Here is a 26,919-nt window from a genome sequence, read left to right as displayed (position 1 = left end):
TACCTGAGCGCCTCTTAAGTAGACCATGAGTGATCCTTTAATGGACCATCAGTAATCCGCCAGCACCCTTCACAACCCCGCCGCATGCTTGATTGACGTCGACGGGCGCGGGCAACGCCCCCTCGAAAAGTCGTTATAGTAGCAGGTTTAGCCCCCTTACTTTCCGCCCGGTTCATGGAAGAAATTCGTATTCGTGGGGCTCGCACCCACAACCTTAAGAACATCAATCTCGACTTGCCGCGTCACAAGCTGATCGTGATTACGGGCTTGTCAGGTTCGGGGAAATCGTCGCTTGCGTTCGACACGCTCTACGCCGAAGGTCAGCGTCGCTACGTCGAAAGTTTGTCTGCCTACGCGCGTCAATTCCTGCAGTTGATGGAGAAACCCGACGTCGACCTGATCGAAGGATTGTCGCCGGCTATTTCTATCGAACAGAAGGCGACTTCGCATAATCCGCGTTCCACCGTCGGCACCGTCACCGAGATCCATGACTACCTGCGCCTGCTGTTTGCCCGCGTCGGTACGCCGCACTGCCCCGACCACCACATTCCGCTCGAAGCGCAAAGCGTGTCGCAAATGGTCGACGCCGCGCTCGCCATGCCCGAGGAAACGAAGCTGATGATCCTCGCGCCCGTGGTCGCGGACCGCAAGGGTGAGCATCTGGAATTGTTCGAAGCCATGCAGGCGCAGGGTTTTATCCGGTTTCGCGTGCGGTCGGGCGGGGGAACGGCCAACGAAGGCGTCGCGAAAATCTACGAAATCGAGTCGTTGCCCAAGCTGAAGAAGAACGACAAACATACTATCGATGTCGTTATCGACCGGTTGAAAGTGCGGCCGGACATGAAGCAACGGCTCGCGGAATCGTTCGAAACAGCATTGCGTCTCGCCGATGGCCGCGCGATCGCGCTCGAAATGGACTCCGAGAAAGAGCACCTGTACAGCTCGAAGTTCGCTTGCCCAATCTGTTCGTATTCGCTGCAGGAACTTGAGCCGCGCCTGTTCTCGTTCAACAACCCGATGGGTGCGTGCCCCGAGTGCGACGGCCTCGGCCAGATCACGTTCTTCGACCCGAAGCGGGTGGTCGCGCATCCGTCGCTGTCTTTGGCGGCGGGCGCGGTGAAAGGATGGGACCGGCGCAACCAGTTCTATTTCCAGATGCTGCAAAGCCTGGCGTCGTTTTTCGATTTCGATATAGACGGCGCCTTCGAGGATCTGCCGGAAAACGTCCGCAAGGTCCTGCTTTTCGGCTCGGGCAAAGAGGTCATTCCGTTCTCGTATATCAACGAGCGCGGCCGTACGACGGTCCGCGAGCATGCATTCGAAGGGATCATTCCTAGTCTGGAACGCCGCTACAAGGAAACGGATTCGGCGGCGGTCCGCGAGGAACTGGCGAAGTATCAGAACAACCAGGCGTGCCCGGCGTGCGAAGGCACGCGGCTGCGGACCGAGGCGCGCAACGTCAAGCTGGGCACCGGCGAAAATGCGCGCGCCATTTACGAAGTGAGCGGCTGGCCGCTGCGCGAGACGCTCGGTTATTTCCACACGCTGCACCTTGAAGGCGCGAAAGGCGAGATCGCCGATCGGGTCATCAAGGAAATCGTCGCGCGGCTGACGTTCCTGAATAACGTCGGGCTCGACTATTTGTCGCTGGAACGCAGCGCCGAGACGCTTTCCGGCGGCGAGGCGCAGCGTATCCGGCTGGCATCGCAGATAGGTTCCGGTTTGACGGGCGTGATGTACGTGCTCGACGAACCGTCGATCGGCTTGCATCAACGCGACAACGACCGGCTCATTGCCACGCTCAAGCATCTGCGCGACATCGGCAATTCGGTGATCGTGGTCGAACACGATGAAGACATGATCCGCATGGCCGACTACGTGGTCGACATGGGTCCGGGCGCGGGCGTGCATGGCGGCGAGATCGTCTCGCAAGGGTCGGCGAAGCACGTCGAGAACGATCCGAATTCGATGACCGGACAGTATTTATCGGGGAAACGGAGCATCAGCTATTCGACCGACCGCACGCCGCCGGACGAACGGCGGCTGCGGATCATCGAGGCTTACGGCAACAACCTGAAGCACGTGTCGCTTGATCTCCCGGTCGGATTGCTGACTTGCGTGACGGGCGTATCCGGTTCGGGCAAGTCCACGCTCATCAATGACACGCTGTATCACGCGGTGTCCCAGCATTTGTACGGTTCGTCCGCAGAGCCCGCACCCTACGAATCCATTGAAGGGCTGGAACACTTCGATAAGGTGATCAACGTCGATCAATCGCCGATCGGCCGTACGCCGCGCTCGAATCCCGCGACCTATACGGGCCTTTTTACGCCGATCCGCGAATTGTTCGCGGGCGTACCGGCATCGAAGGAACGGGGCTACGATCCCGGCCGTTTCTCGTTCAATGTGAAGGGCGGACGCTGCGAAGCGTGCCAGGGCGACGGCGTGCTCAAGGTCGAAATGCACTTTTTGCCCGACGTCTACGTGCCTTGCGACGTCTGTCACGGCAAGCGATATAACCGCGAAACGCTCGATGTCCAGTACAAGGGCAAGAACATCCACGAGGTGCTCGACCTCACCGTGGAAGCCGCGCACGAGTTCTTCAAACCCGTGCCCATTGTCGCGCGCAAGCTGAAAACCTTGCTCGACGTGGGTCTCGGGTATATCCGGCTCGGTCAGTCAGCGACCACGCTGTCGGGCGGCGAGGCGCAGCGCGTCAAGCTTTCGTTGGAACTGAGCAAGCGTGATACGGGTCGGACTCTGTACATCCTCGATGAACCGACCACGGGCCTGCACTTCCACGACATCGCGCTCTTGCTGGAAGTGATTCACCGGCTGCGAGATCAAGGTAATACTGTCGTAATCATCGAGCATAATCTGGATGTAATAAAAACTGCGGACTGGGTCATCGACCTCGGTCCGGAGGGCGGCGCCGGTGGCGGCCAGATCATCGCGCAGGGGACACCGGAGCACGTCGCGCAGTCGAAGGCCAGTTTTACCGGCCGGTATCTTGCGCCTTTGCTGCAAAGGCCAAGATCGGCCGCATGACAGATTCGCCCACACCGCAACAAGGAGCCGCGTGCCGTTCGGGCCGCGGCAGTTGATAACCCGTTAGCGGCAGGAGACAAAAGGATTCATGGCAAAGCGCAACGAAGCGGCCGAGACCAGGCCCGCTGTCCGGCCCGTCCGGCTGACGAGTGACATGAGCATGCCGAAGTTGTCGGCGGTCGAGATTGGCAGTTATATCGCCGCGTTCGCCGGTTTGTTCCTGGTGCTGCATCTGCAGTTGCTTGGCGCGCTGTTGGCGGGAATGCTGGTGTATCAGCTTGTGCATATGATCGCGCCCGTGATCGAAAAGACCATGACGAGCGGACGGGCGCGCTGGGTCGCGGTCGTGATCGTGGCGGCGGTGATTGTCGGTGGGCTGGCGGGAGGAACTGTCCTGCTCATCGATCATTTTCAGCGCGATGTCCCGAGCGTTCAAAAGCTTCTCGATCAGTTGATGAAGCTCACGTCGCATGCGCGCCTGCAAGTGCCCGACTGGATCGCGAACTACCTTCCTGTCGATGCCGAACAGATGAAGGACAAGGCCGCCGAGCTGATGCAAACCCACGCCGCCATGTTGCAGCAGGGCGGCAAAGACGCGGCGCGCGGCTTCGGGCATGTGTTGATTGGCATGATCGTGGGCGCGATTATCGCGGTGGGCGTTCCCCGGACATCGCATCGCTTGCCGCTTTCAACTGCGCTCGTGACGCGCGTGACGCGTTTCTCAGAGGCGTTTCGACGGATCGTTTTTGCGCAGGTCAAGATTTCCGCGATCAACGCAACGTTCACGGCGCTGTATTTGCTGGTTGCGCTGCCGGTGTTTCACGAACGGCTTCCGCTATCGAAAACGCTGGTGATGGTGACGTTTATCGTCGGATTGCTGCCGGTGATCGGCAACCTCGTTTCGAACGCGATTATTGTGGGGATTTCATTGTCGGTGTCGTTTGGGACGGCTGTGGCTTCGCTGATCTTCCTGATCGTCATTCACAAGCTCGAATACTTTTTGAATGCGCGGATCATTGGCGGCCAGATCGAAGCGCGCGCCTGGGAATTGCTGCTGGCCATGCTCGCGATGGAAGCCGCTTTTGGATTGCCAGGTGTTATTGCCGCGCCGATTTTTTATGCTTATCTCAAGCGTGAGTTGGTTTATTTGAGGCTGGTTTAGCGGTTTTTTGCTCGCGCCGGTGGCGGGATTGCACGGATCATTGGTTGCGGGGTTGGCGGTCGGGGTCAGTGCCAGGTTGCTGCTTTCCAGGTTTTCGCGCGTTTTATGTTGGATGTTTTCTTTATCACTATTAGCCACTGCGCGTGGCGGCGCGTCATTTCTTGGTCCTTAGCGACAAAGAAACGAAGCAAAGAAAGCGCTTTTAACAGCACTACCCTAAGTGTCCACAGCGTGCAGTTTTTATTCATTGGGGCCCCAAAAGCACGGTGCTCGCCAGAGCCACGGATGTGTGAACCCCTCTTTCTCCGAACACGGATACCCCACGCTTCGCCACCAGTGACTGAACCTACTCGAAGAGCACCCCGCGCTATCCGCGTGAACCGTCCACCAAATTTGTACGCATGACGAAACATGCTGCAAAACCATTCGGGGAACAAGGCCTCCAAAATGCGTGAGGCCGTACCCGACAAAATGACTGCAAGCCACCAGCTGCTTCGCAAAAAACTGAAGCAGCAGTACACATCAGTCCGTAATCCGTGAAGCTGAGCACGCATCTCTGCAGCGCAGACCACACAACCAAACTTTAAAGAAACGGAACCTGGAAAGTGCGTGAGGCCGTGCGGGTTTGCTTGGAAAAGGTGCTTGCCCGAGAACGTACGGGCGAAGCGTTTTACTGTCAGGATTCGCGAGAAGGAGGGTTTCACACATCCGTGGCTCTGGCGAGCACCGTGCTTTTGGGGTACCAATGAAATAAAACTGCACGCTGTGGACACTTAATTTTTAGAGAGGTGAAAGCGCTTTCTTTGCTTCGTTTCTTTGTCGCTTTCGGCTTTGGAACAAAGAAACGACGTGCCGCCACGCACAGTGGCTAATAGAGCGAAAAAGATCAGCTAACACCGAACGCGCAAAAACCTGGAAAGCAGCAACCCGGCATTGACCCAGACCGCTACCCCCGGAACCTACCAATCCGGCATAGACTCCGACCGCTAACGCAGAACCCGGGCACCCCGACACAACCCCGCCCCCCCGAACCGCCCCCCGATCAAGTGCGAACGTCCCCTACTTGAACACCACCGTCTTACTCCCATTCAACACGATCCGGTGCTCCACGTGCCACCGCACGGCCCTCGCGAGCGTCACGCATTCCACATCACGCCCGATTGCCGTCAACTGATCCGGCGCCATGCTGTGGTCCACGCGCTCAACTTCCTGCTCGATGATCGGCCCTTCATCAAGATCCGTCGTCACATAATGCGCAGTAGCGCCAATCAACTTAACGCCACGATCGAACGCCTGATAATAAGGCTTGGCGCCTTTAAAGCTCGGCAAGAACGAGTGATGAATATTAATAGCCCGGCCATTAAGCGCCGCACACATTTCCGGCGACAAAATCTGCATATAACGCGCGAGCACGACGAGATCGATCTTGTGCTGATCGACAATCTCCAACACCCGCGCTTCCTGCGATGCCTTTGCTTCGGGCGTAGATGCCATCAACGGTAAGTGGTGAAACGGCACGTCATAACTAGCGGCCAACTGATAAAACTCACGGTGATTCGAAACAATCGCCGGAATCTCGATCCCAAGTTGCCCCGTGCGATATCGGAACAGCAAGTCGTTCAGGCAATGTCCGATCTTCGACACCATGATCATCACGCGCGGTTTCATCGACGCATCGTGCAGTTCCCACTTCATGCCGAATTCATCGGCGAGTGTGCTGAACGAAGTGCGCAACGCATTGAGACCGGGATCACCGCCAACTTGCTGGAAGTGCACACGCATGAAAAACTCGCCGGTGTGACTGTCGCCGAATTGCGCGGAATCGAGAATATTGCTGCCGAGATCGAATAGGAAACCAGACACGGCATGCACAATGCCGGGACGATCCGGACACGACAACTTCAAGATAAAACTATGTTCGGTCGACATGAATCGATACTCCTTTGAGATATTTCAAAGCACGTTCAACACGTTTTCAAACTACCGGCGGTAAATAAATCGCCGGCATGCCCTCGCACGCTTCTTCATCTATCCACTTGCGGCGCAGCAGGCAATCCAGAGTGGCCAGACTGGCATCGACTGTCATTGCGCCTTCTTCAATCCATCGCGCGACTTCATCTATGCGCGCAAGCCGATGTTCACCCACTTCGCCATCCTGATTGCGTGGCGCGAAATCAGCAGGCAGGGTCAGGTCGAAAACGTAAATCAGCTCGGCTTGCGTGCCTTCGGGCAGTGATTGAAGCACATAGAATTCGCGTCCGCGAATAGCCTGGACCGCCAACTGCGGCTGCATGCCCGATTCTTCCCAGCACTCCTTCACGAGCGTTTCCTCGATCCCCATCCCCCAGCCGATACCGCCGGCGACCACGTTATCTAGCATGCCGGGATCGGTCGCTTTGGTGTCGCTGCGCCGGGCGATCCAGAGCTCTGGCGCGCGGCCCGGCTCTTCAACAATGCCGTTCAGATGAACCGCGTACGTCATTGTGCCGAAGAACCGCGAAGCCGCCCGTTCGATAAACGCAAGCGGCTCGGCGTCGAAGGCATTACGGATGGCGTAGGTTTCATTGCGCCAGCCGGGAATGCGGCCATCGGCGGCCAGCATGCCGATCACCGCGCCGAGCGCGGCGCTGCGCGCGTTGAGGTCGGCGAAAGTATCGGCGAGGCGGATCGACGTTTGATCGATGTGAAACACATCCGGCCACGACTGCAGCGCGGGTGCATCGATGCGCCGGATCCAGCCGACCCGTTCACGGCCGATGTAAAACGGCAAATGCGCCGAAACATCGAAACGACGTGCGGCGACAATGGCAGGCAAGCTCATGAGGGGCTCCGGCGGCGACGGAAAGCCGGAAATTGTACAGGGGGTTTTATTAGCAGCGAGACCGGCGTTTGAGTTTGACCGCCCGGGTCAAACCGCAGTAGCTCCCCGCGCACACCGTGACGACTCCGTCCTAATCCTTTAACGCCACGCGAATCCCGAGCCCGATAAATGTCGCGCCAGCCAGCCGGTCGAGCCACACGCCCACCTTCGGACGCCGCTTCAAATAAGCGCCGATCATCCCGGCGGCGACGCCAAAAACCGAGAACACAACCACCGTCTGCAACATGAACACGCCGCCAAGCTCGAACATCTGCAACATGACGCTTTGGACGCCATGCGGATTCACGAACTGCGGCAGGAACACGATAAAAAACAGCGTCACTTTCGGGTTCAACATATTGCCGATCACGCTTTGCCGAAACACGACAGTCAACGGCTGGCTCGGCCGCTCGTGCGCGCTCGACAAACCCTTGCTGCGAATCGACTTGATGCCAATCCAGATCAGATAAGCAGCGCCAGCCAGCTTGACCGCCTCAAACGCGACAGGTGAAGACTTGAGCAACGCGGCCACGCCAAGCGCGGCGAGCGTCGTATGAAACGAGATCCCGGCGGCAAATCCAACCGCCGCAACCAGCCCGGCGGCACGCCCTTGCGAAATGCCGCGCGCGAGCACCTGGAGATTGTCCGGACCGGGCGCCACGGTAATGGCAATGGAAGCCGCGAGAAACAGGAGGAAATTTGGCATGAGTGAGAGAAGTCGGAGAAGTAACCCGGAGAAATTAATGGCCGCTGAATTCGCAGACCGTATAGAGCTGCAAGCCCGATTCGCGCAGAAGTTTTGACCCGCCGAGCTCCGGCAAATCGATAATCGCCGCTCCCTCGACCACCACCGCGCCGAGCCGTTCGAGCAACATCTTGCCGGCCATCATCGTGCCGCCCGTTGCAATCAGGTCGTCGACCAGCACTACCCGCTCGCCGGGCTTGCACGCATCTTCGTGAATTTCGACGGTCGCGCTGCCATATTCAAGTTCATACGACTGCGACAGCGTCCTGAACGGCAGCTTGCCCTTCTTGCGGATCGGCACGAATCCCAGGCCTAGTTCGTAAGCGAGAATCGGTCCGATGATAAAACCACGCGCATCGAGTCCGGCAATAGTGTCGATTCGTGCATCGATATAACGCTGCACCAGCATGTCGATCAGCGTGCGCAGCGCGCGCCGATCCTGCAAAACCGGGGTGATATCGCGGAATTGCACACCGGGCTGCGGCCAGTCCGGCACCGTGCGAATCCGCTCCCGGATAAAAGCGGCAGGATTGGATACGCTCGATACAGAGGACGCTGCGAACTCAGACATTTCAGACATGAATGATGTCTCCTGGAAAACCTCAGGCTACCGCGCCCGCACGGCGATTGCGCGACAGCCGTTCTTCGGCCTGCTGCAGCGCCTCGGGCAAACCGCGCAGCACCACAATGTCGCTCGCCCGCAGCTTGGTGTCGGGATCAGGCTCTACGCCGCGAATTCCGCGCCGGCGAATGGCTGTCACCTCCACCCCGTCGCCCACCAGCCCGAGCTCATCGAGCGTACGGCCGACCGCGTCGGCGTTTTCATCGACGGGAACTGATTGTAGCCGGACCTGTTCGCGACGCTCATCGTCGTCTTCATCCGCGCCGTGAAAATAACCTCGCAGCATGCTGTAACGCTCGTCGCGCATTTCTTCCACGCGCCGGACCACGCGCCGCATGGGCACGCCCATCAGCACCAGCGTATGCGACGCCAGCATCAAGCTTCCTTCCACGATTTCCGGAATCACCTCCGTCGCGCCCGACGCAATCAGCTTCTCCAGATCGGCGTCATCAACCGTACGAACGATGGTCGGCAACGTGGGTTCCAGCTCATGAATGCTGTGCAGCACGCGCAACGCGGACGGCGTGTTCGCGAAGGTGATCGCGACCGTGGCCGCGCGATGAATACCGGCCGCGACGAGCGCCTCGCGCCGGCCGGCATCGCCGTACACCACGCTTTCACCCGCAGCCGCCGCTGCCGCCACGCGATCGGGGTCCAGGTCGAGCGCAACGTACGACAACCCTTCGTGTTCCAGCATTCGCGCCAGATTTTGCCCCGCGCGGCCGTAGCCGCAGATAATCACGTGGCCACTTTGCTTGATGCTCTGCGTCGCAATCCGCGTCATCTGCAGCGACTGCCGCAACCATTCAGTGGAGGAAAGCCGCAGCACGATCCGGTCGGCATTCTGGATGATGAACGGCGCGGCCAGCATGGAAAGCAGCATCGACGAAAGGATGGCTTGCAGCAACACGGGCTCGACAAGGTGTTTATCGAGGATCAGGTTCAGCAGCACAAACCCGAACTCGCCGGCCTGCGCGAGATTGAGACCGGTACGCATCGCCACGCCCGGCGGCGAGCCGAATAGCCGCGCGAGGCCGGTGATCATCACGGCTTTCAGCAGGATCGGCAGGATGAAAAACGACGCCACGAGAAACGGATGATCCCAGATCACGCGCGGATTGAGCAGCATGCCCGTGGTCACGAAAAACAGCCCGAGCAGCACGTCGCGGAACGGCTTGATGTCCTCTTCCACCTGATGCCGGTACGGCGTTTCCGCGATCAGCATGCCCGCGATAAACGCGCCGAGCGCGAGCGAGAGGCCGAATTTATCGGTGATGAACGCCGCGCCCAGCGTCACCAGTAGCAGGTTCAGCATGAAGAGTTCTTGCGAGCGCCGGCGCGCGACAATATTGAACCAGCGCGTCATGAATTTCTGGCCGATGAACAGCAGCACCGTCAACGCCACCACGATCTTGATCGCGGCGAGTGCGAGCCAGAACGCCAGTTCCTTCGAATTGCCGTTGCCAAACGCGGCAATGATGATCAGCAGCGGCACCACGGCCAGATCCTGGAACAGCAATACGCCGAAGATATTGCGGCCATGCTCGGATTCCAGTTCGAGCCGTTCGGCAAGCATTTTCGAAACGATGGCGGTCGACGACATCGACAACGCGCCGCCCAACGCAATGCTCGCCTCCCACGACATGTCGGTCCAGAAGTTCGCGATCCATCCGAACAAAAGCGCCAACGCAATCGTCCCGGCCACTTGACTGGCGCCGAGACCGAACACAATCCGCCGCATTGAACGCAATTTCGATAACGAGAATTCCAGCCCGATCGAAAACATCAGGAACACCACGCCGAATTCAGCCAGATGCTGCGCGCGGTCGCTATCCGGCGCAATGCCGGCAGCGTGCGGTCCGACGATGATCCCAACCGCCAGGTACCCCAACATGGGCGGCAGGTTGAAGAAGCGGAATACGACGACCCCTGCCACTGAACACAGCAGCAACAGCAACGTCATTTCAAGCGGGGAAGTCATCCGTCTAGCGTCCTCGTTTGTCGGCGGATGGCGGCTCGGGTAGCGCATCCGTATCTTGTGTTTTTTAACGCGCGCAAGCGTTGCGCGCAACAAAACACACGGCCTTGCGGGGGCGGATGAGCGGCTGAAGGCCGCCCCGTCTCCGGCGCGGCGCAAAGGTGCCTTTGTTATACTTCGCGCATGATAGCGAAAATCAATGGCGACCGGGCACTCGCGCTGGCTCGCACCGTGCTCGAAATTGAAGCCGACGCTGTGCGCGGCCTGTCCGCACAACTCGACGACAACTTCACCGGCGCCGTCGAATTCCTGCTCGGATGCAAGGGCCGCGTGGTGGTATCGGGTATCGGCAAATCCGGGCATATCGCCCGCAAATTCGCGGCTACGCTCGCAAGCACCGGCACGCCCGGCTTCTTCGTTCATCCGGCCGAAGCGAGCCACGGCGACCTCGGCATGGTGACCGCCGACGACGTGTTCATCGCCCTGTCGAACTCGGGCGAAACCTCCGAACTCGTTGCCATTCTGCCCATCATCAAGCGCCTCGGGGCAAAATTGATCGCCATCACCGGGCGGCCTGAATCAAGCCTCGCGAAACTCGCCGACGTGCATCTGAATGCGCACGTCGATAAAGAAGCCTGCCCGATGAATCTCTCGCCGACCGCCAGTACAACTGCCGCGCTTGCATTGAGTGACGCGCTCGCCGTTGCCGTGCTCGACGCCCGCGGTTTCGGCCCTGAAGACTTTGCGCGCTCGCACCCGGGCGGCGCGCTTGGCCGGCGACTGCTTACATACGTGCGCGACGTGATGCGCGTCGGGCCGGAAGTGCCGGAAGTGCCGCTCGACGCCACCGTCTCCGACGCCCTCTTCCAGATCACCGCCAAGCGCATGGGCATGACGGCCGTGGTCAACGAAAAGCGTCACGTTGAAGGCATTTTCACCGACGGCGACCTGCGCCGGATTCTTCAGCGCGACGGCGATTTCCGCACGCTGCCGCTCGTCGATGTCATGACGCGTAATCCGCGTACGATCGGTCCGGACCATCTCGCGGTGGAAGCGGTGGAACTGATGGAGCGTTATCGCATCAATCAGATGCTGGTTGTGGATGAAAACGCGATCCTGATCGGCGCCCTGAACATGCATGACCTCTTTTCCAAGAAGGTAATCTGATGTCGACCTTGTCTTTCACGCCGGATATTGCTGCAACGGAAGACGCGCACGACCGCGCGAGCCGCGTGAAGCTGATGATTTTCGACATCGACGGCGTGTTCACCGACGGCAGCCTGTTCTTCTCCGTCGACGGCGACGCCATGAAGTCCTTCAATTCACTCGATGGCCACGGCGTGAAACTGCTGCAATCGGCGGGCGTGCAAACGGCCATCATTACGGGACGCAGCTCCGGCATCGTCGCGGCACGGGCTCGCGAGCTGGGCGTGACGCACCTTCATCAAGGCGTCGCGGATAAAACCATTGCATTCGCCGAATTGCTGCGAACCACGGGCATCTCGGCGACCGAATGCGGCTACATGGGCGACGACTGGCCCGATCTCGCCGTGATGCGCTTGTGCGGTTTCGCGGCGGCGCCCGCCAATGCGCATGAGGAAATATTGAACCGCGTGCATTTCGCGACGACCAAACGAGGCGGCGAAGGCGCGGTACGCGAAGTATGCGACGCCATCCTGCGCGCCCAGAATTCCTACGACGGCCTGCTTGCCGCGGCTATCGGAACCTGAATCCCATGCCACGACCCACCAAACTGACGTCAGCGCTGCCCGTCGTCGCGCTGGCCATCCTCGCGGGCATCACCTACTGGCTGCTGCAAGCTACGCTGCCGAAGCCCCAGGAGCCGGAGCGCCCGAAGGAACACGCGCCCGACTACTTCGCGACGAACTTCTCGGTCTCCGAACTCGACACCACCGGCACGACGCAGTACAGGCTGACCGCGATTTCGATGGTGCATTACGAAGACGATGAAGTCAGCGACCTCACGAAACCCGCGATGCGCATGTTCCAGCCGCTGCGCCCGACCGTGACGGCAACCTCCGAGCGCGGCACGGTGAACGGCGACGTCTCGATCGTCAACCTGTACGAGAACGCCCACATTTTGCGTGTGGCCGGCTACGGCGACCCGCAGATGACGGCGGATTCGGAGCACTTTCGCATCCTTGTGAACGACGATGTCATCGAAACGGAAAAGCCGGTTAAACTTCAGCGCGGTCCGTCCGTGATGACGGGCGACGGCATGAACTACAACAACGCGACCCGGGTAATGAAGCTGTTTGGGACGGTACGCGGCCAGATCGCTGCTTCCGATACCCTCGGCACCTCATCCAAATAAACCCGGCAGTTCCGACGAATTGCGCTTAATCCATTCAAGTGTGACTGCATGAACAAACCGTTTCTCCGACCTGAATCCGGCCGTCTGCGTGCAGCGCGCGCTGCATTTTCGCGCCGCGCCGCACGTATCGTGCAATTCGGGATCACGGCACTTTGCGTGGCGTTGCCGCTGGCGGCATTTGCCCCGGCCGCGCACGCCGAACGCGCCGACAACGACAAGCCGCTGAACATTGAAGCGGACAACATGACCTATGACGACCTGAAGCAGGTCAACATCTTCACTGGCCACGTTGTTGCGACCAAAGGCACGATCATCATCAAGGCCGATCGTGTCGATGTAACCCAGGATCCGCAGGGGTATCAGTACGCGACCGGCACGTCCACGGGTGGCAACCTCTCGTATTTCCGCCAGAAACGCGACGGCCTCGACGAATATATCGAAGGCAATGCGGTGCGGATTGACTACGACGGCAAGCAGGATCTCACCACGCTGACCACGCGTGCAGTTGTGCGCCGTCTCGTGGGCCTTACCAAGATCCAGGACGAAGTGCACGGCAGCGTGATTACCTACGATGGCCAGAAAGACTTCTATACGGCGAAGGCCGGACCTGACGTCGCCGGCCCAGGCAACCCCACCGGCCGCGTGCGCGCCATGCTCGCCCCGCGTAACGGCGGCGCCGCGCCGCTGACCGGCGCACCGGCGACCCTGACGCCGTCCACCAAGATGCAAGGAACGCCGCAGCCGTGAATTCGCCCGCCATGCCTCATCGTAAGCCGGCCGGCACGAGCAGTTCGCTCACCGTCCGCAACCTGAAGAAACGCTACGGCTCGCGCACGGTCGTGAAGGACGTCTCGCTCGACGTGAAAAGCGGCGAAGTGGTCGGACTGCTCGGTCCAAACGGCGCGGGCAAGACCACGTCGTTCTACATGATCGTCGGGCTGGTGCCGCTGGATGCAGGCGAAATCCTGCTCGATGGCACCTCCATCAGCCTGCTGCCCATTCATAAACGCGCACGCCTCGGGCTCTCGTATCTGCCGCAGGAAGCCTCCGTGTTCCGCAAGCTGACCGTGGAGCAGAACATTCGCGCAGTGCTTGAACTGCAGACGGACGAAAGCGAAAAGCCGCTCTCCAAGCAAGCGATTACGGATCGCGCGGAAGCGTTGCTGGACGAACTCCAGATCGCGCATCTGCGTGAAAACCCGGCTTTGTCGCTCTCGGGCGGCGAACGGCGTCGGGTGGAAATTGCCCGTGCGCTCGCGACCAATCCTGCGTTTATCCTGCTGGACGAACCGTTCGCGGGCGTCGATCCGATCGCCGTGCTCGAAATCCAGAAGATCGTGAAGTTCCTGAAGCAGCGCAACATTGGCGTGCTGATCACGGACCACAACGTGCGCGAGACGCTCGGCATCTGCGATCATGCTTACATCATCAGCGACGGCAGCGTCCTTGCGGCAGGCGCGCCAAGCGAGATCATCGAAAATGAGAGCGTGCGGCGCGTTTATCTCGGCGAGCATTTCCGTATGTGATTGCGCGGGTGCAGCATCGTGCGCTCGTTTCAACACCGCTGAGGACGGCGTCCCGCGCCGCCAGCGAATCCTGTGTGCCGCCCGCGAGGCGGCACTTGTTTTTGGTCGATCCCCGCGAGGTGTCGCGCCCGTGGCAAACTCTCTACAATGATTAAAACCTTGCCATGAAAGCCAGCCTCCAACTCCGCCTATCGCAGCATCTTGCGCTGACCCCACAACTGCAGCAGTCCATCCGGCTGCTGCAGTTGTCGACGCTCGAACTGCAGCAGGAGGTCGCGATGGCTGTCGCGCAAAACCCGCTGCTCGAGAACGAGGACGACTGGACCACCAGCCCGCTGCGCGTGGCGGCGGACGGCTCGCTGATCACGTCAGCGGGGGCATCGGTGAACGCGCCCGACTCCATGATGAGCAACGGCTCGTCGTCGAGCAGCAGCACGTCCACGACTGACCGCTCCGAAAACGGCGAGCCTCAAGGGGTAGACGAATACAACGGCATGAGTTCGTCGGATAACGGGCCGGATTCGAGCTCGTGGAACCTGGAAGATTACGGCCGCTCGAATAGCGGCTCCGACGACGACGACCTGCCGCCGCTGCAAATCCACGAATCGACCACTACGCTGCGCGATCACCTGACGTCGCAACTGCGCATGACGAAGGCGAATCAGCGCGATCGCGCGCTGATCACGTTCCTCATCGAATCGCTTGATGAAGACGGTTACCTCACGTCATCGCTCGAGGAAGTGAAGGCGGATCTGCCGGATGAACTGGAAGTCGATGTCGACGAATTGAGCGCAGCGCTTGCGTTACTGCAGAGTTTCGATCCGCCTGGAGTGGGCGGCCGGTCCGCGTCGGAATGTCTCAAGCTGCAGTTGCTGCGGCTCGATCCGTCACCCACCCGGACGCTCGCACTCGATATTGTGATGCACCATCTGGAGCTCCTGGCCGCCCGCGATTTCACACGCTTGCGCAAGCAGCTCAAGGCATCCGACGACGCCTTGCGCGACGCTCATTTGCTGATCCGCTCACTGGAACCTTTCCCGGGCGCCGCGTTCGGAAAAAGTGAAGCGGATTATGTAGTTCCTGACATTCTGGTGCGCAAAATGTCCAGCGGCTGGACGGCAGAATTGAATCCGGAAATTGTGCCGAGGCTTCGAATCAATCACCTCTATGCGAATATTTTGCGCAACAATCGCGGCGATCCGGGCAGTGGATCGTTGCGCCAACAGCTGCAGGAAGCACGTTGGCTGATCAAGAATATTCAACAAAGATTCGAGACGATTCTCCGCGTTGCACAAGCCATTGTGGAGCGTCAGAAGAACTTTTTTGCGCACGGTGAAATTGCAATGCGGCCCTTGGTTTTGAGGGAGATTGCTGATACGCTGGGTTTACACGAATCCACCGTCTCACGTGTGACAACCGGTAAGTACATGCTGACCCCATTCGGGACGCTTGAATTTAAGTACTTCTTCGGATCGCACGTTTCAACCGACACGGGTGGCGCGGCATCGTCCACGGCGATCCGGGCACTCATCAAGCAACTGATAGGAGCCGAAGACTCAAAATCTCCTCTTTCAGACAGCCGCATCGCAGAGTTGCTGGCAGAACAGGGATTCGTGGTGGCACGCCGCACGGTGGCCAAATATCGCGAAGCTCTGAAAATTCCGGCAGTGAACTTGCGAAAATCTCTGTAGCCCGCTGCATGTCGCGGCGGGCCTTTACCGGCCGCGTCGCGAAAGCGCGAGCGAGCCGGCCGATGCGTCCCGTCCCGTTCCGCCGTTCGCGAGAATGGACAGGTACGGGCAAGCAGCGACCGGTTTGAGCAGCGTGATAGCGTCCCAGGCGGCCATCAGCTTGGAGAGCAACTATGAATCTGCAGATCAGTGGACACCATCTCGAATTGACGCCTGCGTTGCGAGAATATGTGATCACCAAACTGGATAGGGTGCTAAGGCACTTCGATCAGGTGATCGACGGCAGTGTGGTCCTCTCGGTCGACAATCATAGGGAAAAGGACAAGCGGCAAAAGGTCGAAATCAACTTGCACCTGAAGGGCAAGGACATTTTCATCGAGAGTTGTGACGTTGATATGTACGCAGCGATCGACTTGATGGTCGACAAGCTGGACAGGCAAGTGCTCCGCCACAAGGACAAGATCCAGGGCCACGCGCACGCCACCATGAAGTACGGACACGAACCGCAGGAGAGCGAAGTTCCGGCGCCGTGAGGAATCGTGAACGGTTAGAGGAGTAATTCAAATGGGTTGAACGGCGCATCGGCTGGAAGTTTTTTCGATGCGCCGGACTCCGGAGCAATATAGGCCGGAGCCCATCGGTCCGATAGTCCCGGCACGAGCCGCCTGAAAGCAGGCGGCTTTTTTGTCGCCACCGGTTTGGGGCGGTTTTTCGTCGCAGCAGGGCGAACTTGGGCGAAGCAGCGAGCGTCGCGTTATGTGCAACAAACGCGTCAACTGTATGGCGCGCCGCACCATCGTTTGATTACGCTGTTCTATAATGGTCCGGTCAGAAGTTAGTACCGGGTACCGGGGTTGTTAATCGGAGTGAAGCGAGACTTTTGTCTCCCGCGCATCCTTACCAAAAATCGCCGTGAGCGTTTCGTGCAGGTTCTGCAGACGCCACGATGAGGAGAATTCAGGCCACGCATCTGCCTGCCAACATGAATCGTTTAGCCAAATTTCTTCCCCTCGAAAATGTCGTCCTCGGACTGTCCGTCACTAGCAAGAAACGTGTATTCGAGCAAGCGGGCCTGATCTTCGAGAACCAGAACGGCATTGGCCGCAGTACCGTCACCGACAATCTCTTTGCGCGCGAGCGCCTTGGCTCGACCGGTCTCGGCGAAGGTGTCGCTATTCCCCACGGACGCATCAAGGGCCTGAAGCATCCGCTCGCCGCCTTCGTGCGCCTGGCTGAGCCCATCGCCTTCGAATCGCCGGACGGACAGCCGGTGTCGCTGCTGATCTTTCTGCTTGTTCCCGAGCAGGCCACGCAACAGCACCTCGAAATCCTCTCGGAAATAGCGCAACTGCTTTCCGACCGGGATGCACGCGAACGCCTGAACACTGAAGAAAATCGTGAAGCGCTGTACCAAGTGCTCACGCAATGGCAGCCCTGAGCTCTATGAGCCGGGCCTCGTGCTGGACGTGAAGCCGGATCGGTACGGAGAACCAGGCCGAATGGCCCTCTCGCGCCGGCGGCCCTTCTAGCGCACAATCAGTCCTATTGAGCGGAGCATTGAAGAGACCAACCCGGCTCTTCAATTGCCCCATGCTCGCGGCCTCTCTCGGAGTTCCGGCCCTCATGGATACGTCCAGCATCAACGCCCAGAGTATTTTCGACGATAACGCGGCCGCGCTGAAACTGAGCTGGCTGACGGGACACGAAGGCTGGGAGCGCGGCTTTTCGACCGAAACCGTTGCCAATGCAACGTCAAGCGCCGACCTCGTGGGGCACTTGAACCTGATTCACCCCAACCGTATCCAGGTGCTCGGCGACGCCGAAATCACCTACTACCAGCGTCAGTCCGACGAAGACCGCTCACGCAACATGGCCGAACTGATCGCGCTGGAACCGCCGTTTCTGGTGGTGGCAGGCGAAGTCGGCGCGCCGCCTGAACTGGTCCTGCGCTGCACGCGCTCGTCCACGCCGCTCTTCACCACCCGCATGTCGGCGGCAGCCGTGATCGACAGCCTGCGGCTCTATATGTCGCGGATCCTTGCTCCGCGCGCCACCTTGCACGGCGTGTTCCTCGACATCCTCGGCATGGGCGTCCTGTTGACTGGCGATTCCGGTCTCGGTAAAAGCGAACTCGGGCTTGAGTTGATCAGCCGCGGTCACGGTCTTGTCGCTGACGACGCCGTAGACTTTGTGCGCCTCGGACCGGATTTTGTCGAAGGCAGATGCCCGCCGCTACTGCAGAACTTGCTGGAAGTCCGCGGCCTCGGGCTGCTTGATATCAAGACCATCTTTGGGGAAACCGCCGTTCGGCGGAAAATGAAGCTCAAGTTGATCGTTCAACTTGTGCGTCGTCCGGACGGTGAATTTCAGCGCTTGCCGCTCGAAAGCCAGGCGGTCGACGTGCTCGGCCTGCCGATCAGCAAGGTGACTATCCAGGTGGCGGCCGGCCGGAATCTGGCCGTGCTGGTTGAAGCTGCTGTGCGGAACACGATCCTGCAATTGCGCGGTATCGATACCTTGCGCGACTTCATGGATCGTCAGCGCCTCGCGATGCAGGACCCCGAAAGCCAGTTCCCCGGCAAGCTGATCTGACCGGTTGAGATGGCTGGACCGGCGGCATCGAGCGTTCGGCCACCGCCCGGACCCGAATTTTTGCGGGCTTTGCGTGCTGCGTCTTTTGCGTGCGATTACCTAGAGCGAACGAGTCCTTATTCATGCGCATTATTCTGATTACGGGTATTTCCGGCTCCGGCAAATCGGTTGCCCTGAACGCTCTCGAAGACGCCGGGTACTATTGCGTCGACAACCTGCCTCCGCGCTTCCTGCCTGAGCTCGCGGCCTATCTCAATAGCCAGGGGCAGGCACGTCTAGCTGTTGCTATCGACGCGCGGTCGAGCCGGTCGCTCGACGAAGTGCCCGCCATTATCAAAGATCTGTCGCAAGCGTTCGACCTTCGCGTCCTATTTCTGAACGCAAGTACACAGTCGCTGATCCAGCGTTTTTCCGAGACCCGCCGCCGCCATCCGCTGTCAGGTTCGCCGGGCCACGACGCCGACGTGGGGCTGTTCACGTCGTTGGGCGAAGCGATCGAACGGGAGCGCGAACTCGTGTCGGGGCTCGCCGAATTCGGTCACCAGATCGACACCAGCAATCTGCGGGCGAACGTGTTGCGCGCGTGGGTGAAGAGTTTTATCGAGCAGGAAACGGCCGGGCTGACGCTGATGTTCGAGTCGTTCGGATTCAAGCGCGGTGTGCCGCTCGACGCCGATTTTGTCTTCGATGTCCGCACGCTCCCGAATCCCTATTACGATCACGAATTGCGGCCGCTGACGGGCCTGGACAAACCGGTTATCGACTTTTTGTCCGCCCAGCCGATGGTTCACCAAATGATCGACGACGTAGGCACGTTCATCGCTAAATGGTTACCGCAATTTCGTGACGACAACCGTAGTTACCTGACGGTGGCAATCGGCTGCACGGGTGGCCAGCATCGCTCGGTATTCATCGCCCAGGCGCTCGCCGCGCGCTTCGGTGACAAGGCCAACGTGATTGTGCGGCATCGCGACGCACCCATCGCTCTCGATGGACACGTCGCGCCCATGCAAACCTGATCGCCTTCGGGCGGCCTTTTTAAAGAAGCGCGCGATGTCCACCAATCCCCTTCTCGCCGACCTGCCGCTGTTTCCGCTGCATACCGTGTTGTTTCCGGGCGGCCATCTTCCCCTGAAAATCTTTGAAGCCCGCTATCTCGACATGGCGCGCGCGTGTTTGCGCGAAGGTACGCCGTTCGGCGTGTGCCTGTTGAAAAGCGGCAATGAAATTGCGTCGCCGGGGGATCGGTCGGTGCCCGAGAACATCGGTTGCCTCGCCGAGATCACGCAATGCGACGTGGACACGTTCGGCATGCTGCTGGTCCAGGCGCGGGGAACGACGCGTTTTCGGCTGTTGTCGCATCGCGTTGAGCCGAGCAATCTGCTCGTGGGCGTGGCGGAAACCATCGGCGACGACACACCGCTGGACGGCACGGAAGCCTTGGTGAAGTTTGGCGCGTGCGCGGAAGTGCTGGAGCGGATCATCGATGCAATCAAGGCACGCGAGCCGAAGGATCTGCCCTTCACCGAGCCCTTCCTTCTCGACGATCCAACGTGGGTATCCAACCGTTTATCCGAGATCCTGCCAATCCCCATGCGCGCCCGGCAAAAGCTGATGGAGCTTGAAGACGCGGCCGCGCGGATCGATGTCGTGCATCACTACATGCAGCAACATCAGCTGCTTTGAAGCGGCTTTAAATCAGCGAGCCCTGCAGCGCATCGAGCAGTTTGCGAACTGGCGCGGGCACGCCATACGCGTCGATATTCGCAAGCGGCGCCCACACGGTCTTGCTATCGGCGGCGTCGGGCACACCGTTCGCTCGGCCAAGACGCGGCTCAATATCCAGTTTGAAATGCGTGAACGTGTGCGTGAAGGGCGTAAGCCGTTGAAGCTCGGCAGACCCGCCGAAGCTATGCGAAACCGCGGCGAGCGCGTTTTCGTCCTGTGCTTCAGGCAAGCTCCATAATCCGCCCCAGATGCCCGTAGGCGGACGCTTCTCGAGCAGGACGCTATTGCCGTCTTGCAGCACCAGCATCCAGGTCTTGCGTGTCGGCACCGTCTTTTTCGGGCGCGACGTCGGCAATTCCTTTTGCCGTCCCGTCACGTTCGCCACGCAATCGGCGGCAAACGGGCAGCGCGCGCAATCCGGCTTGCCGCGCACGCACAGCGTTGCGCCCAGATCCATCAAGCCCTGCGTGTACGCGGTGACATCGTCCTTGTGCGCGGCATCGGGAAGCAGCGATTCAGCCAGCGTCCACATGGTATTTTCCACGCGCTTTTCGCCCGGAAATCCGTCGATACCAAACACACGCGCGAGCACCCGCTTCACGTTGCCATCGAGAATCGTCGCGCGTGCGCCGAACGCAAACGACGCAATGGCTGCCGCCGTCGATCGCCCGATACCCGGCAGTTCTGCCAGCTCATCGACGCTGCGTGGAAACTCGCTGCCGTGCTCTGTCGCCACCACAAACGCGCATCGATGCAGATTTCGCGCACGAGAGTAATAGCCGAGGCCGGCCCAGAGCGCCATGACGTCGTCGAGCGGCGCGAAAGCGAGCGCGTTCACGGTGGGGAAACGGTCGAGAAAACGCGCGTAATACGGAATCACCGTCGATACCTGCGTCTGCTGCAGCATGATTTCGGACAACCAGATCCGATAAGCATCGCGCGTGTTTTGCCATGGCAGGTCGTGACGGCCATGAACACGTTGCCACGCGATCAGGCGCGTGGAGAAGTCGGTGAGCTGGAGCATGGAACTAGCGCTGGCAGCGCGGGCAAAAGTACGTGGATCGCTGGCCTTGCACGATTTGTTTGATGGCCGTTCCGCAAACATGGCAGGGCAATCCCGCGCGATCATAGACGAAATAATCGAGCTGGAAATAGCCGGACTCGCCATTGCTGCCCACGAAATCGCGCAACGTGCTGCCGCCCTTTTCGATCGCCGCGGCCAGGGTTGTACGCACGGCGTCGGCGAGAAGATCGTAGCGCACGAGCGAAACGCGGCCGGCCGCGACGGTCGGCCGGATGCCCGCGCGAAACAGGCTCTCGGACGCATAAATGTTGCCCACGCCGACGACCATCGTGCCCGCGAGCAGCGCCTGTTTTACGGACACCTTGCGCCCGCGCGTCTGACGATACATCAGCGCGCCGGAAAATTCGGGCGTGAATGGCTCTACGCCCAGGCCTGCCAGCAGCGGATGGTCGAGGACATCGCCGTCTGCGCGCGCGTGCCAGAGCACTGCGCCGAAACGCCGCGGATCGCGAAAGCGCAAAATGAAGTCATCGAAGATCACATCTATATGATCATGCTTCGCCGCATCCGGCGGCCGCGGCACGTTACGCAATACCCGCAGCGTCCCCGTCATGCCCAAATGCACGATCAGCCAGCCTTCAGAGGTTTCGAACAACAGGTACTTGCCGCGCCGCTCGACCTTGTCGATTTTCAGCGCCGTCATTGTCTTGGCAAGATGCGGCGGAATGGGCCAGCGCAGCGCCGGTGTCCGGACATCGACACGCTCGACCCGGCGTCCGGTAACAAACGGTTCGATCCCGCGTCGGGTTACTTCGACTTCCGGCAACTCTGGCATGTTTTACTGGTCTGTAACTTGCTGTGGGATGTGCGCGTATTGTAGCGAGCGCGTTACAATCGACTGAAACATTGATCGGATTTCCATGAACTTGTCCTTCGTAAAGTTGTTTTCGAAGCAGCGTGCAGCGACCGCTCAAACGAGCGCCGCACGCGGTAAGCCGGTCTACCCGAGCAAGCTCGCGGCCGCAGTGGCGTTCGCGGTGGCGGCGTTTGCGCTGGCGCCTGCCTACGCGCAGAGCCCCGCGCAACTCCCGACGCCTGACGACGACCAATCGGCCATCAGCGCAGCGGACCTGATCACCGCACCGCCCACGGGCAAGGAAGTACAGGACCTGCCGAATGTGGCTGCGTCCAGCCAGATCGTGTTCCAGGTGCTCGCGGCGGAAGTCGCTTTGCAACGCAATCAGGCAGCGCCCGCTTATCAGACGTATCTTGCCCTCGCGCGCGACACGCACGATCCACGCTTCGCGCAGCGCGCGACCGAGATTGCGATCGCCGCACAGAGTCCCAACGACGCGCTAACGGCAGTCCAGCTCTGGCAGCAGTTTTCGCCGAATTCGGAACGTGCGGCGCAGTTGAGCGCGTCGCTGCTGATCCTCTCCGGCAAGCCCGACGACGCCAAGCCGATCCTCACCACCGAGCTCGCGAAGGTACCGCCTGATCAGCGCGGCGACGCCATCCTTTCGCTACAAATCCTGCTCTCTCGCGGACCGAATCGCGTAGGCGGGTTGAATGTGCTGAAGGATCTGGTCAAGAACGATCTGGACCGGCCGGAAACGCAACTGGCGCTCGCCCGGCAGGAAATTGCCGCCGACGACCTGCCAGGTGCGAAGGCATCGCTTGAACAAGCGCTGAAATTGAAGCCGGACTATTTGCCTGCGGCGTTGACGCTGGCGCGCATGGGACCGAACGAGCGCAACGAAGGCATTGCATCGTTTGAGAAGTATCTCGAGAAGGATCCGAAGTCGCACGACGCGCGGCTCGCGCTGGCGCAACTGTATCTGTCGGCGGATCGTCTCGACGACGCCCAGAAGCAGTTTGAAATCATGCGCAAGAACGATTCGAAAGACCTGACGCCGCTGATGGCGCTCGCGCTGATCAACATTCAGAAGAAACAGCCGGACAAAGCGCAGGATTATCTGAAACAGTACGCGGCCGCCGCTGAAAGCACGCCGAACGCCGATCCGGGTCAGGCCTATATCTATCTCGCGCAGTTGTCGCTGGAAAAGAAGGACGACGTAGCTGCGAACCAGTGGCTCGACAAGATTCCACGCGCGAGCCAGCAGTATCTGCCGGCGCAGGTCACGCGCGCGCAGATCCTCGCCTCGCACGGCAAGGTCGACGAAGCGCGTCAATTGCTTGGCAGCCTGCAGACATCGGATCCGCGCGATCTGGCGCTGCTCGCCCGTACCGACGCCGCCATGCTGTTCCAGGCGCAGCGGTACCCGGAAGCGGAAGCGGCGTTGGCGAAGGCGTCAGCGGCTTTCCCCGATGACCCGGACATTGCCTACGACTATGCCATGGCGGCTGAAAAGAACGGCCATTACGACGTCATGGAAACGCAGTTGCGCAAGCTGATGAAACAGCAGCCGGACAACGCGCAAGCGTACAACGCGCTGGGCTACTCGCTCGTCGATCGCAACGAGCGTCTGGACGAGGCAGAGAAGTTGATCGAGAAGGCGGTGTCGCTTGCGCCGAACGATGCGTTCATCATGGACAGCCTCGGCTGGGCGAAGTATCGGTTGGGTAATCAGGCGGAAGCGGCCAGCATCCTGAAGAAAGCCTACGACCTGCAGCCGAACGCCGAAATTGGCGCTCATCTGGGCGAAGTGCAGTGGAAGTCAGGGCAGCAGGATCAGGCGCGCAATACATGGCGTCAGGCGCAAAAGCTCGAACCGGGCAACGACACATTGGTGAAAACGCTCAAACGATTCCAGGTGAACGACCTTTGAACTTGATTGCAACGAATTTCATGGGTGGCCAGCGCGCGCGTCGCGGTGCGTTGGCGCTAATGGCAGCGGGTGTGGTGGTGGTGTCGGGGTGCGCGATCAAACCCCGGGTGCCGAGTACATCGAATGCAGCAACCGCGGTGACCGCGCAGACCAGCCGGGCATATCACGGGCGGTTCGCAGTCCAGTACGACGACCAGACCGGTCAGCAACGCAACGCGTACGGCAACTTCGACTGGCAGGAAACCGGAGACACCGTCACGCTCCAATTGCGCAATCCGCTTGGGCAAACGCTGGCTATCGTGACGTCGTCTCCGTCGTCGGCCACGCTCGAATTGCCGAACCGCGACCCGCAGACCGCCGATAACGTCTCCCAGCTGATGAGCAACACCCTCGGGTTCGCGCTGCCGGTGGAAGGCTTGCGATACTGGCTGCAGCCATCGCCTGCGCCAACCTCGCGGGCACGCACGACCATGGATTCATCGTCGGAAAACGGCCGCCTGAAGGAAATCAAGCAGGACGGCTGGACCATCGACTACCTGGCTTACGCCGACGCCCCCGCCACTGGCGTAAAGCGCGTGAATCTGTCGCGCGCCGAACCTCCGCTCGAGATCAAGCTCGTCCTCGACCAGTAACGTTTTCCGCAACTTATAAGCATGTCGTCACCTCAATCGGGTTCATTGCGGGCGCCGCTGCGCCCGCCGGCCGACGCTTCCCTGCGCAATTGCCTCGCGCCGGCCAAGCTCAACCTGTTCCTGCATATCACCGGACGTCGTCCGGACGGTTATCACGCGCTTCAGACGGTATTCCAGTTGCTCGACTGGGGCGACCTGCTGCACTTCACCCGTCGCGACGACGGCGTGATCGCCCGCAAAACCGACGTTCCCGGCGTGCCGGAAGCCGATGACCTTGTCGTACGTGCTGCGCGTCTGCTGCACTCGACAACGGGCACCCCCCTTGGCGTAGACATAGAAATTGATAAAATACTGCCTATGGGCGCCGGTCTCGGCGGTGGCAGTTCTGACGCCGCGACTACGCTGCTTGCCCTGAATCACTTGTGGGGCCTGGATTTATCGCGACAAGCATTGCAGGATCTGGCGCTGAAACTGGGTGCCGATGTGCCGTTTTTCGTCTTCGGGCAAAATGCTTTTGCTGAGGGCGTGGGCGAGGCGCTGCAGGTCGTCAATCTGCCGAAGCGTTTCTTCCTGGTGGTGACTCCTGCGGTGCATGTTCCAACCGCTGCGATTTTTTCAGAGAAAGGGTTGACGAGGGACTCAAAAGTCCTCACAATTACGGACTTCCTTGCACAACATAGTTCTGACGCAGATTGGCCTGACAGCTTCGGCCGAAATGATATGCAGGCAGTTGTGGTTGAGAAGTACGCGGAGGTAGCTAAGGTGATTGAGTGGTTTTCGAATCTTTCACCTGCGCGAATGACCGGATCTGGAGCGAGCGTGTTTGCCGCTTTTCGTAGCAAAGCCGAAGCTGAGATAGCGCAAGCCAAACTCCCGGCAAGCTGGAAAAGCAAAGTGACCGAAAGTCTGGATTCGCATCCTCTCTTCACTTTCGCGTCGTAAAGTTTCGTTTTGACGGGTTTGTCCTACACTGCCCGGCAAGACTCAAAGTTAGTGTAGGGGAGTCGCCAAGTTGGTTAAGGCACTGGATTTTGATTCCAGCATGCGAAGGTTCGAATCCTTCTTCCCCTGCCATAATTTCTCGCGTTTTCCCTCTCGCCCCAGCCAAGAAACAGGTGCACGATGAGCAGTGACGGCCTGATGGTATTCACTGGCAACGCGAATCCCGCGCTTGCACAGGAAGTCGTCAAAATCCTTGGAATTCCTCTTGGCAAGGCAATGGTGAGCCGTTTTTCAGACGGCGAAATCATGGTTGAGATCCAGGAGAACGTGCGCGGCAAAGACGTGTTCGTGTTGCAGTCCACCTGCGCCCCGACCAACGACACGTTGATGGAACTCATGATCATGGTCGATGCGCTCAAGCGCGCATCTGCTGGCCGGATCACTGCAGCTATCCCGTACTTCGGTTATGCCCGTCAGGATCGCCGGCCCCGTTCGGCCCGCGTCGCTATCTCGGCGAAGGTCGTGGCGAACATGCTGGAAATTGCCGGTGTGGATCGGGTCATTACCATGGACCTCCACGCCGACCAGATTCAAGGTTTCTTCGACATCCCGGTCGACAACATCTACGCTACGCCCGTGCTGCTCGGCGATCTGCGCAAGCAGAACTACGAAAACCTGCTGGTGGTGTCGCCCGATGTGGGCGGCGTGATCCGCGCCCGGGCCTTGGCGAAGCAACTGAACACCGATCTCGCGATCATCGACAAGCGTCGCCCGAAGGCGAACGTCGCTGAAGTGATGAACATCATTGGTGAAGTGGAAGGCCGCACGTGCGTGATCATGGATGACATGGTCGACACCGCCGGCACGCTCTGCAAGGCAGCACAGGTTTTGAAGGAACGCGGCGCGACGAGAGTGTTTGCGTATGCCACGCACCCGGTTCTGTCCGGCGGCGCGGGCGAGCGGATTGCAGCATCGGAACTCGACGAACTCGTCGTTACCGACACCATCCCCCTCTCCGAAGAAGCACGTGCCTGTACCAAGGTTCGTATTCTGTCGAGCGCGGGATTGCTGGCTGAAACGTTCTCGCGTATTCGTCGCGGCGACTCGGTCATGTCGCTGTTCGCGGAAGGTTAAAAGTATTTGCTGTTCAGCAGAGGATCAAACCTCTGCTGAACAGCGTAATCGGTTCAGGCGAACGAAGGCCTGAACCGCTGCTCTGGGGCTGAACGCGACTTGCGGACAGCC

25 protein-coding genes and 1 tRNA gene are annotated in these 26,919 nt (G+C 59.8%); 18 read left to right on the top strand and 8 right to left on the bottom strand.

Translation table 11 applies throughout. The features are described from left to right. Positions 1-174 precede the first annotated feature (174 nt). Complete coding sequence (gene uvrA / locus ACSQ83_RS17400; protein ID WP_414969599.1) at positions 175-3,048, top strand: excinuclease ABC subunit UvrA; 2,874 nt, start codon at positions 175-177, stop codon at positions 3,046-3,048. An 88-nt stretch (positions 3,049-3,136) separates the two neighbouring features. Continuing rightward, a complete protein-coding gene (locus ACSQ83_RS17395) occupies positions 3,137-4,210 on the top strand; it encodes an AI-2E family transporter (RefSeq protein WP_436228987.1) in 1,074 nt (357 codons plus the stop codon). Positions 4,211-5,269: 1,059 nt separating this feature from the next. Here ACSQ83_RS17395 and purU read toward each other — a convergent pair. From purU to ACSQ83_RS17370, 5 genes are all read right to left on the bottom strand, one after another. Further along, on the bottom strand, positions 5,270-6,139 hold the full coding sequence (gene purU / locus ACSQ83_RS17390; protein WP_436228986.1) for a formyltetrahydrofolate deformylase: 870 nt from the start codon (positions 6,137-6,139) through the stop codon (positions 5,270-5,272). A gap of 46 nt (positions 6,140-6,185) precedes the next feature. After that, positions 6,186-7,031, bottom strand: coding sequence for an NUDIX hydrolase (locus ACSQ83_RS17385; RefSeq protein WP_414953215.1), 846 nt, complete (start codon positions 7,029-7,031; stop codon positions 6,186-6,188). Between the two features lie 130 nt (positions 7,032-7,161). Continuing rightward, entirely contained in the window at positions 7,162-7,776 is a 615-nt protein-coding gene (locus ACSQ83_RS17380) for a LysE family translocator (protein ID WP_414953216.1), read from the bottom strand. A 34-nt stretch (positions 7,777-7,810) separates the two neighbouring features. Continuing rightward, positions 7,811-8,386 (bottom strand): adenine phosphoribosyltransferase, encoded by a 576-nt coding sequence (locus ACSQ83_RS17375; RefSeq protein ID WP_414953246.1) that lies wholly within the window; start codon positions 8,384-8,386, stop codon positions 7,811-7,813. Between the two features lie 31 nt (positions 8,387-8,417). Beyond that, positions 8,418-10,418, bottom strand: coding sequence for a cation:proton antiporter domain-containing protein (locus tag ACSQ83_RS17370; RefSeq protein WP_436228985.1), 2,001 nt, complete (start codon positions 10,416-10,418; stop codon positions 8,418-8,420). A 180-nt stretch (positions 10,419-10,598) separates the two neighbouring features. On the opposite strand from ACSQ83_RS17370, the gene kdsD reads away from it, so the two are divergent. The 6 genes from kdsD (at position 10,599) to ACSQ83_RS17340 (ending at position 15,967) form a co-directional block, all read left to right on the top strand. After that, positions 10,599-11,582 carry an arabinose 5-phosphate isomerase KdsD gene (kdsD, locus tag ACSQ83_RS17365; RefSeq protein ID WP_436228984.1) on the top strand — a complete coding sequence of 328 codons (984 nt, stop codon included), beginning with the start codon at positions 10,599-10,601 and terminating at the stop codon, positions 11,580-11,582. After that, positions 11,582-12,145 carry a KdsC family phosphatase gene (locus ACSQ83_RS17360; RefSeq protein WP_436228983.1) on the top strand — a complete coding sequence of 188 codons (564 nt, stop codon included), beginning with the start codon at positions 11,582-11,584 and terminating at the stop codon, positions 12,143-12,145. Before kdsD ends, ACSQ83_RS17360 begins: the two co-directional genes overlap by 1 nt. Positions 12,146-12,150: 5 nt before the next feature. Further along, positions 12,151-12,750, top strand: coding sequence for an LPS export ABC transporter periplasmic protein LptC (gene lptC, locus ACSQ83_RS17355; protein ID WP_414953220.1), 600 nt, complete (start codon positions 12,151-12,153; stop codon positions 12,748-12,750). A gap of 48 nt (positions 12,751-12,798) precedes the next feature. Further along, positions 12,799-13,497, top strand: a complete 699-nt coding sequence (lptA, locus tag ACSQ83_RS17350) for a lipopolysaccharide transport periplasmic protein LptA (RefSeq protein WP_414953221.1) — start codon at positions 12,799-12,801, stop codon at positions 13,495-13,497. A gap of 11 nt (positions 13,498-13,508) precedes the next feature. Then, positions 13,509-14,276 (top strand): LPS export ABC transporter ATP-binding protein, encoded by a 768-nt coding sequence (gene lptB, locus ACSQ83_RS17345; RefSeq protein ID WP_414953247.1) that lies wholly within the window; start codon positions 13,509-13,511, stop codon positions 14,274-14,276. A 164-nt stretch (positions 14,277-14,440) separates the two neighbouring features. Next, the gene (locus tag ACSQ83_RS17340; RefSeq protein WP_436228982.1) at positions 14,441-15,967 is read left to right on the top strand and encodes an RNA polymerase factor sigma-54; all 1,527 of its coding nucleotides are present in this window, start codon (positions 14,441-14,443) and stop codon (positions 15,965-15,967) included. A 24-nt stretch (positions 15,968-15,991) separates the two neighbouring features. Here the strand turns inward: ACSQ83_RS17340 and ACSQ83_RS17335 are convergent, their stop codons facing one another. Beyond that, positions 15,992-16,138, bottom strand: a complete 147-nt coding sequence (locus ACSQ83_RS17335) for a hypothetical protein (protein ID WP_436228981.1) — start codon at positions 16,136-16,138, stop codon at positions 15,992-15,994. A 2-nt stretch (positions 16,139-16,140) separates the two neighbouring features. Between ACSQ83_RS17335 and hpf the strand changes: the two genes are divergently transcribed. From hpf to ACSQ83_RS17310, 5 genes are all read left to right on the top strand, one after another. Next, positions 16,141-16,500 carry a ribosome hibernation-promoting factor, HPF/YfiA family gene (gene hpf, locus ACSQ83_RS17330; protein WP_031357598.1) on the top strand — a complete coding sequence of 120 codons (360 nt, stop codon included), beginning with the start codon at positions 16,141-16,143 and terminating at the stop codon, positions 16,498-16,500. A gap of 413 nt (positions 16,501-16,913) precedes the next feature. Continuing rightward, complete coding sequence (gene ptsN, locus ACSQ83_RS17325; protein WP_306427252.1) at positions 16,914-17,405, top strand: PTS IIA-like nitrogen regulatory protein PtsN; 492 nt, start codon at positions 16,914-16,916, stop codon at positions 17,403-17,405. 185 nt (positions 17,406-17,590) lie between these two features. Next, complete coding sequence (gene hprK / locus ACSQ83_RS17320) at positions 17,591-18,559, top strand: HPr(Ser) kinase/phosphatase (RefSeq protein ID WP_031357600.1); 969 nt, start codon at positions 17,591-17,593, stop codon at positions 18,557-18,559. A 122-nt stretch (positions 18,560-18,681) separates the two neighbouring features. After that, positions 18,682-19,578, top strand: coding sequence for an RNase adapter RapZ (gene rapZ / locus ACSQ83_RS17315; RefSeq protein WP_436228980.1), 897 nt, complete (start codon positions 18,682-18,684; stop codon positions 19,576-19,578). A 34-nt stretch (positions 19,579-19,612) separates the two neighbouring features. Then, positions 19,613-20,245 (top strand): LON peptidase substrate-binding domain-containing protein, encoded by a 633-nt coding sequence (locus ACSQ83_RS17310; RefSeq protein ID WP_436228979.1) that lies wholly within the window; start codon positions 19,613-19,615, stop codon positions 20,243-20,245. A 7-nt stretch (positions 20,246-20,252) separates the two neighbouring features. On the opposite strand, the gene mutY is transcribed toward ACSQ83_RS17310, so the two are convergent. Next, positions 20,253-21,311, bottom strand: coding sequence for an A/G-specific adenine glycosylase (mutY, locus tag ACSQ83_RS17305; protein WP_436228978.1), 1,059 nt, complete (start codon positions 21,309-21,311; stop codon positions 20,253-20,255). 4 nt (positions 21,312-21,315) lie between these two features. Beyond that, entirely contained in the window at positions 21,316-22,146 is an 831-nt protein-coding gene (mutM, locus tag ACSQ83_RS17300) for a bifunctional DNA-formamidopyrimidine glycosylase/DNA-(apurinic or apyrimidinic site) lyase (protein ID WP_436228977.1), read from the bottom strand. An 85-nt stretch (positions 22,147-22,231) separates the two neighbouring features. Here mutM and ACSQ83_RS17295 point away from each other — a divergent pair, with 85 nt between their 5' ends. The 5 genes from ACSQ83_RS17295 (at position 22,232) to ACSQ83_RS17275 (ending at position 26,808) form a co-directional block, all read left to right on the top strand. Further along, complete coding sequence (locus ACSQ83_RS17295) at positions 22,232-24,100, top strand: tetratricopeptide repeat protein (RefSeq protein ID WP_436228976.1); 1,869 nt, start codon at positions 22,232-22,234, stop codon at positions 24,098-24,100. Between the two features lie 20 nt (positions 24,101-24,120). Next, entirely contained in the window at positions 24,121-24,732 is a 612-nt protein-coding gene (gene lolB / locus ACSQ83_RS17290) for a lipoprotein insertase outer membrane protein LolB (RefSeq protein ID WP_436229021.1), read from the top strand. 45 nt (positions 24,733-24,777) lie between these two features. Next, the gene (gene ispE / locus ACSQ83_RS17285) at positions 24,778-25,674 is read left to right on the top strand and encodes a 4-(cytidine 5'-diphospho)-2-C-methyl-D-erythritol kinase (protein ID WP_436228975.1); all 897 of its coding nucleotides are present in this window, start codon (positions 24,778-24,780) and stop codon (positions 25,672-25,674) included. A 55-nt stretch (positions 25,675-25,729) separates the two neighbouring features. Beyond that, positions 25,730-25,806: transfer RNA gene (locus ACSQ83_RS17280), tRNA-Gln, on the top strand. A 48-nt stretch (positions 25,807-25,854) separates the two neighbouring features. Then, positions 25,855-26,808 (top strand): ribose-phosphate pyrophosphokinase, encoded by a 954-nt coding sequence (locus ACSQ83_RS17275; protein WP_158937177.1) that lies wholly within the window; start codon positions 25,855-25,857, stop codon positions 26,806-26,808. Positions 26,809-26,919: the final 111 nt, after the last annotated feature.

This window comes from Caballeronia sp. LjRoot29 (genome assembly GCF_964252755.1).
Classification (GTDB): Bacteria; Pseudomonadota; Gammaproteobacteria; order Burkholderiales; family Burkholderiaceae; genus Caballeronia.
This window is presented reverse-complemented; position numbering and strand designations above follow the sequence as displayed.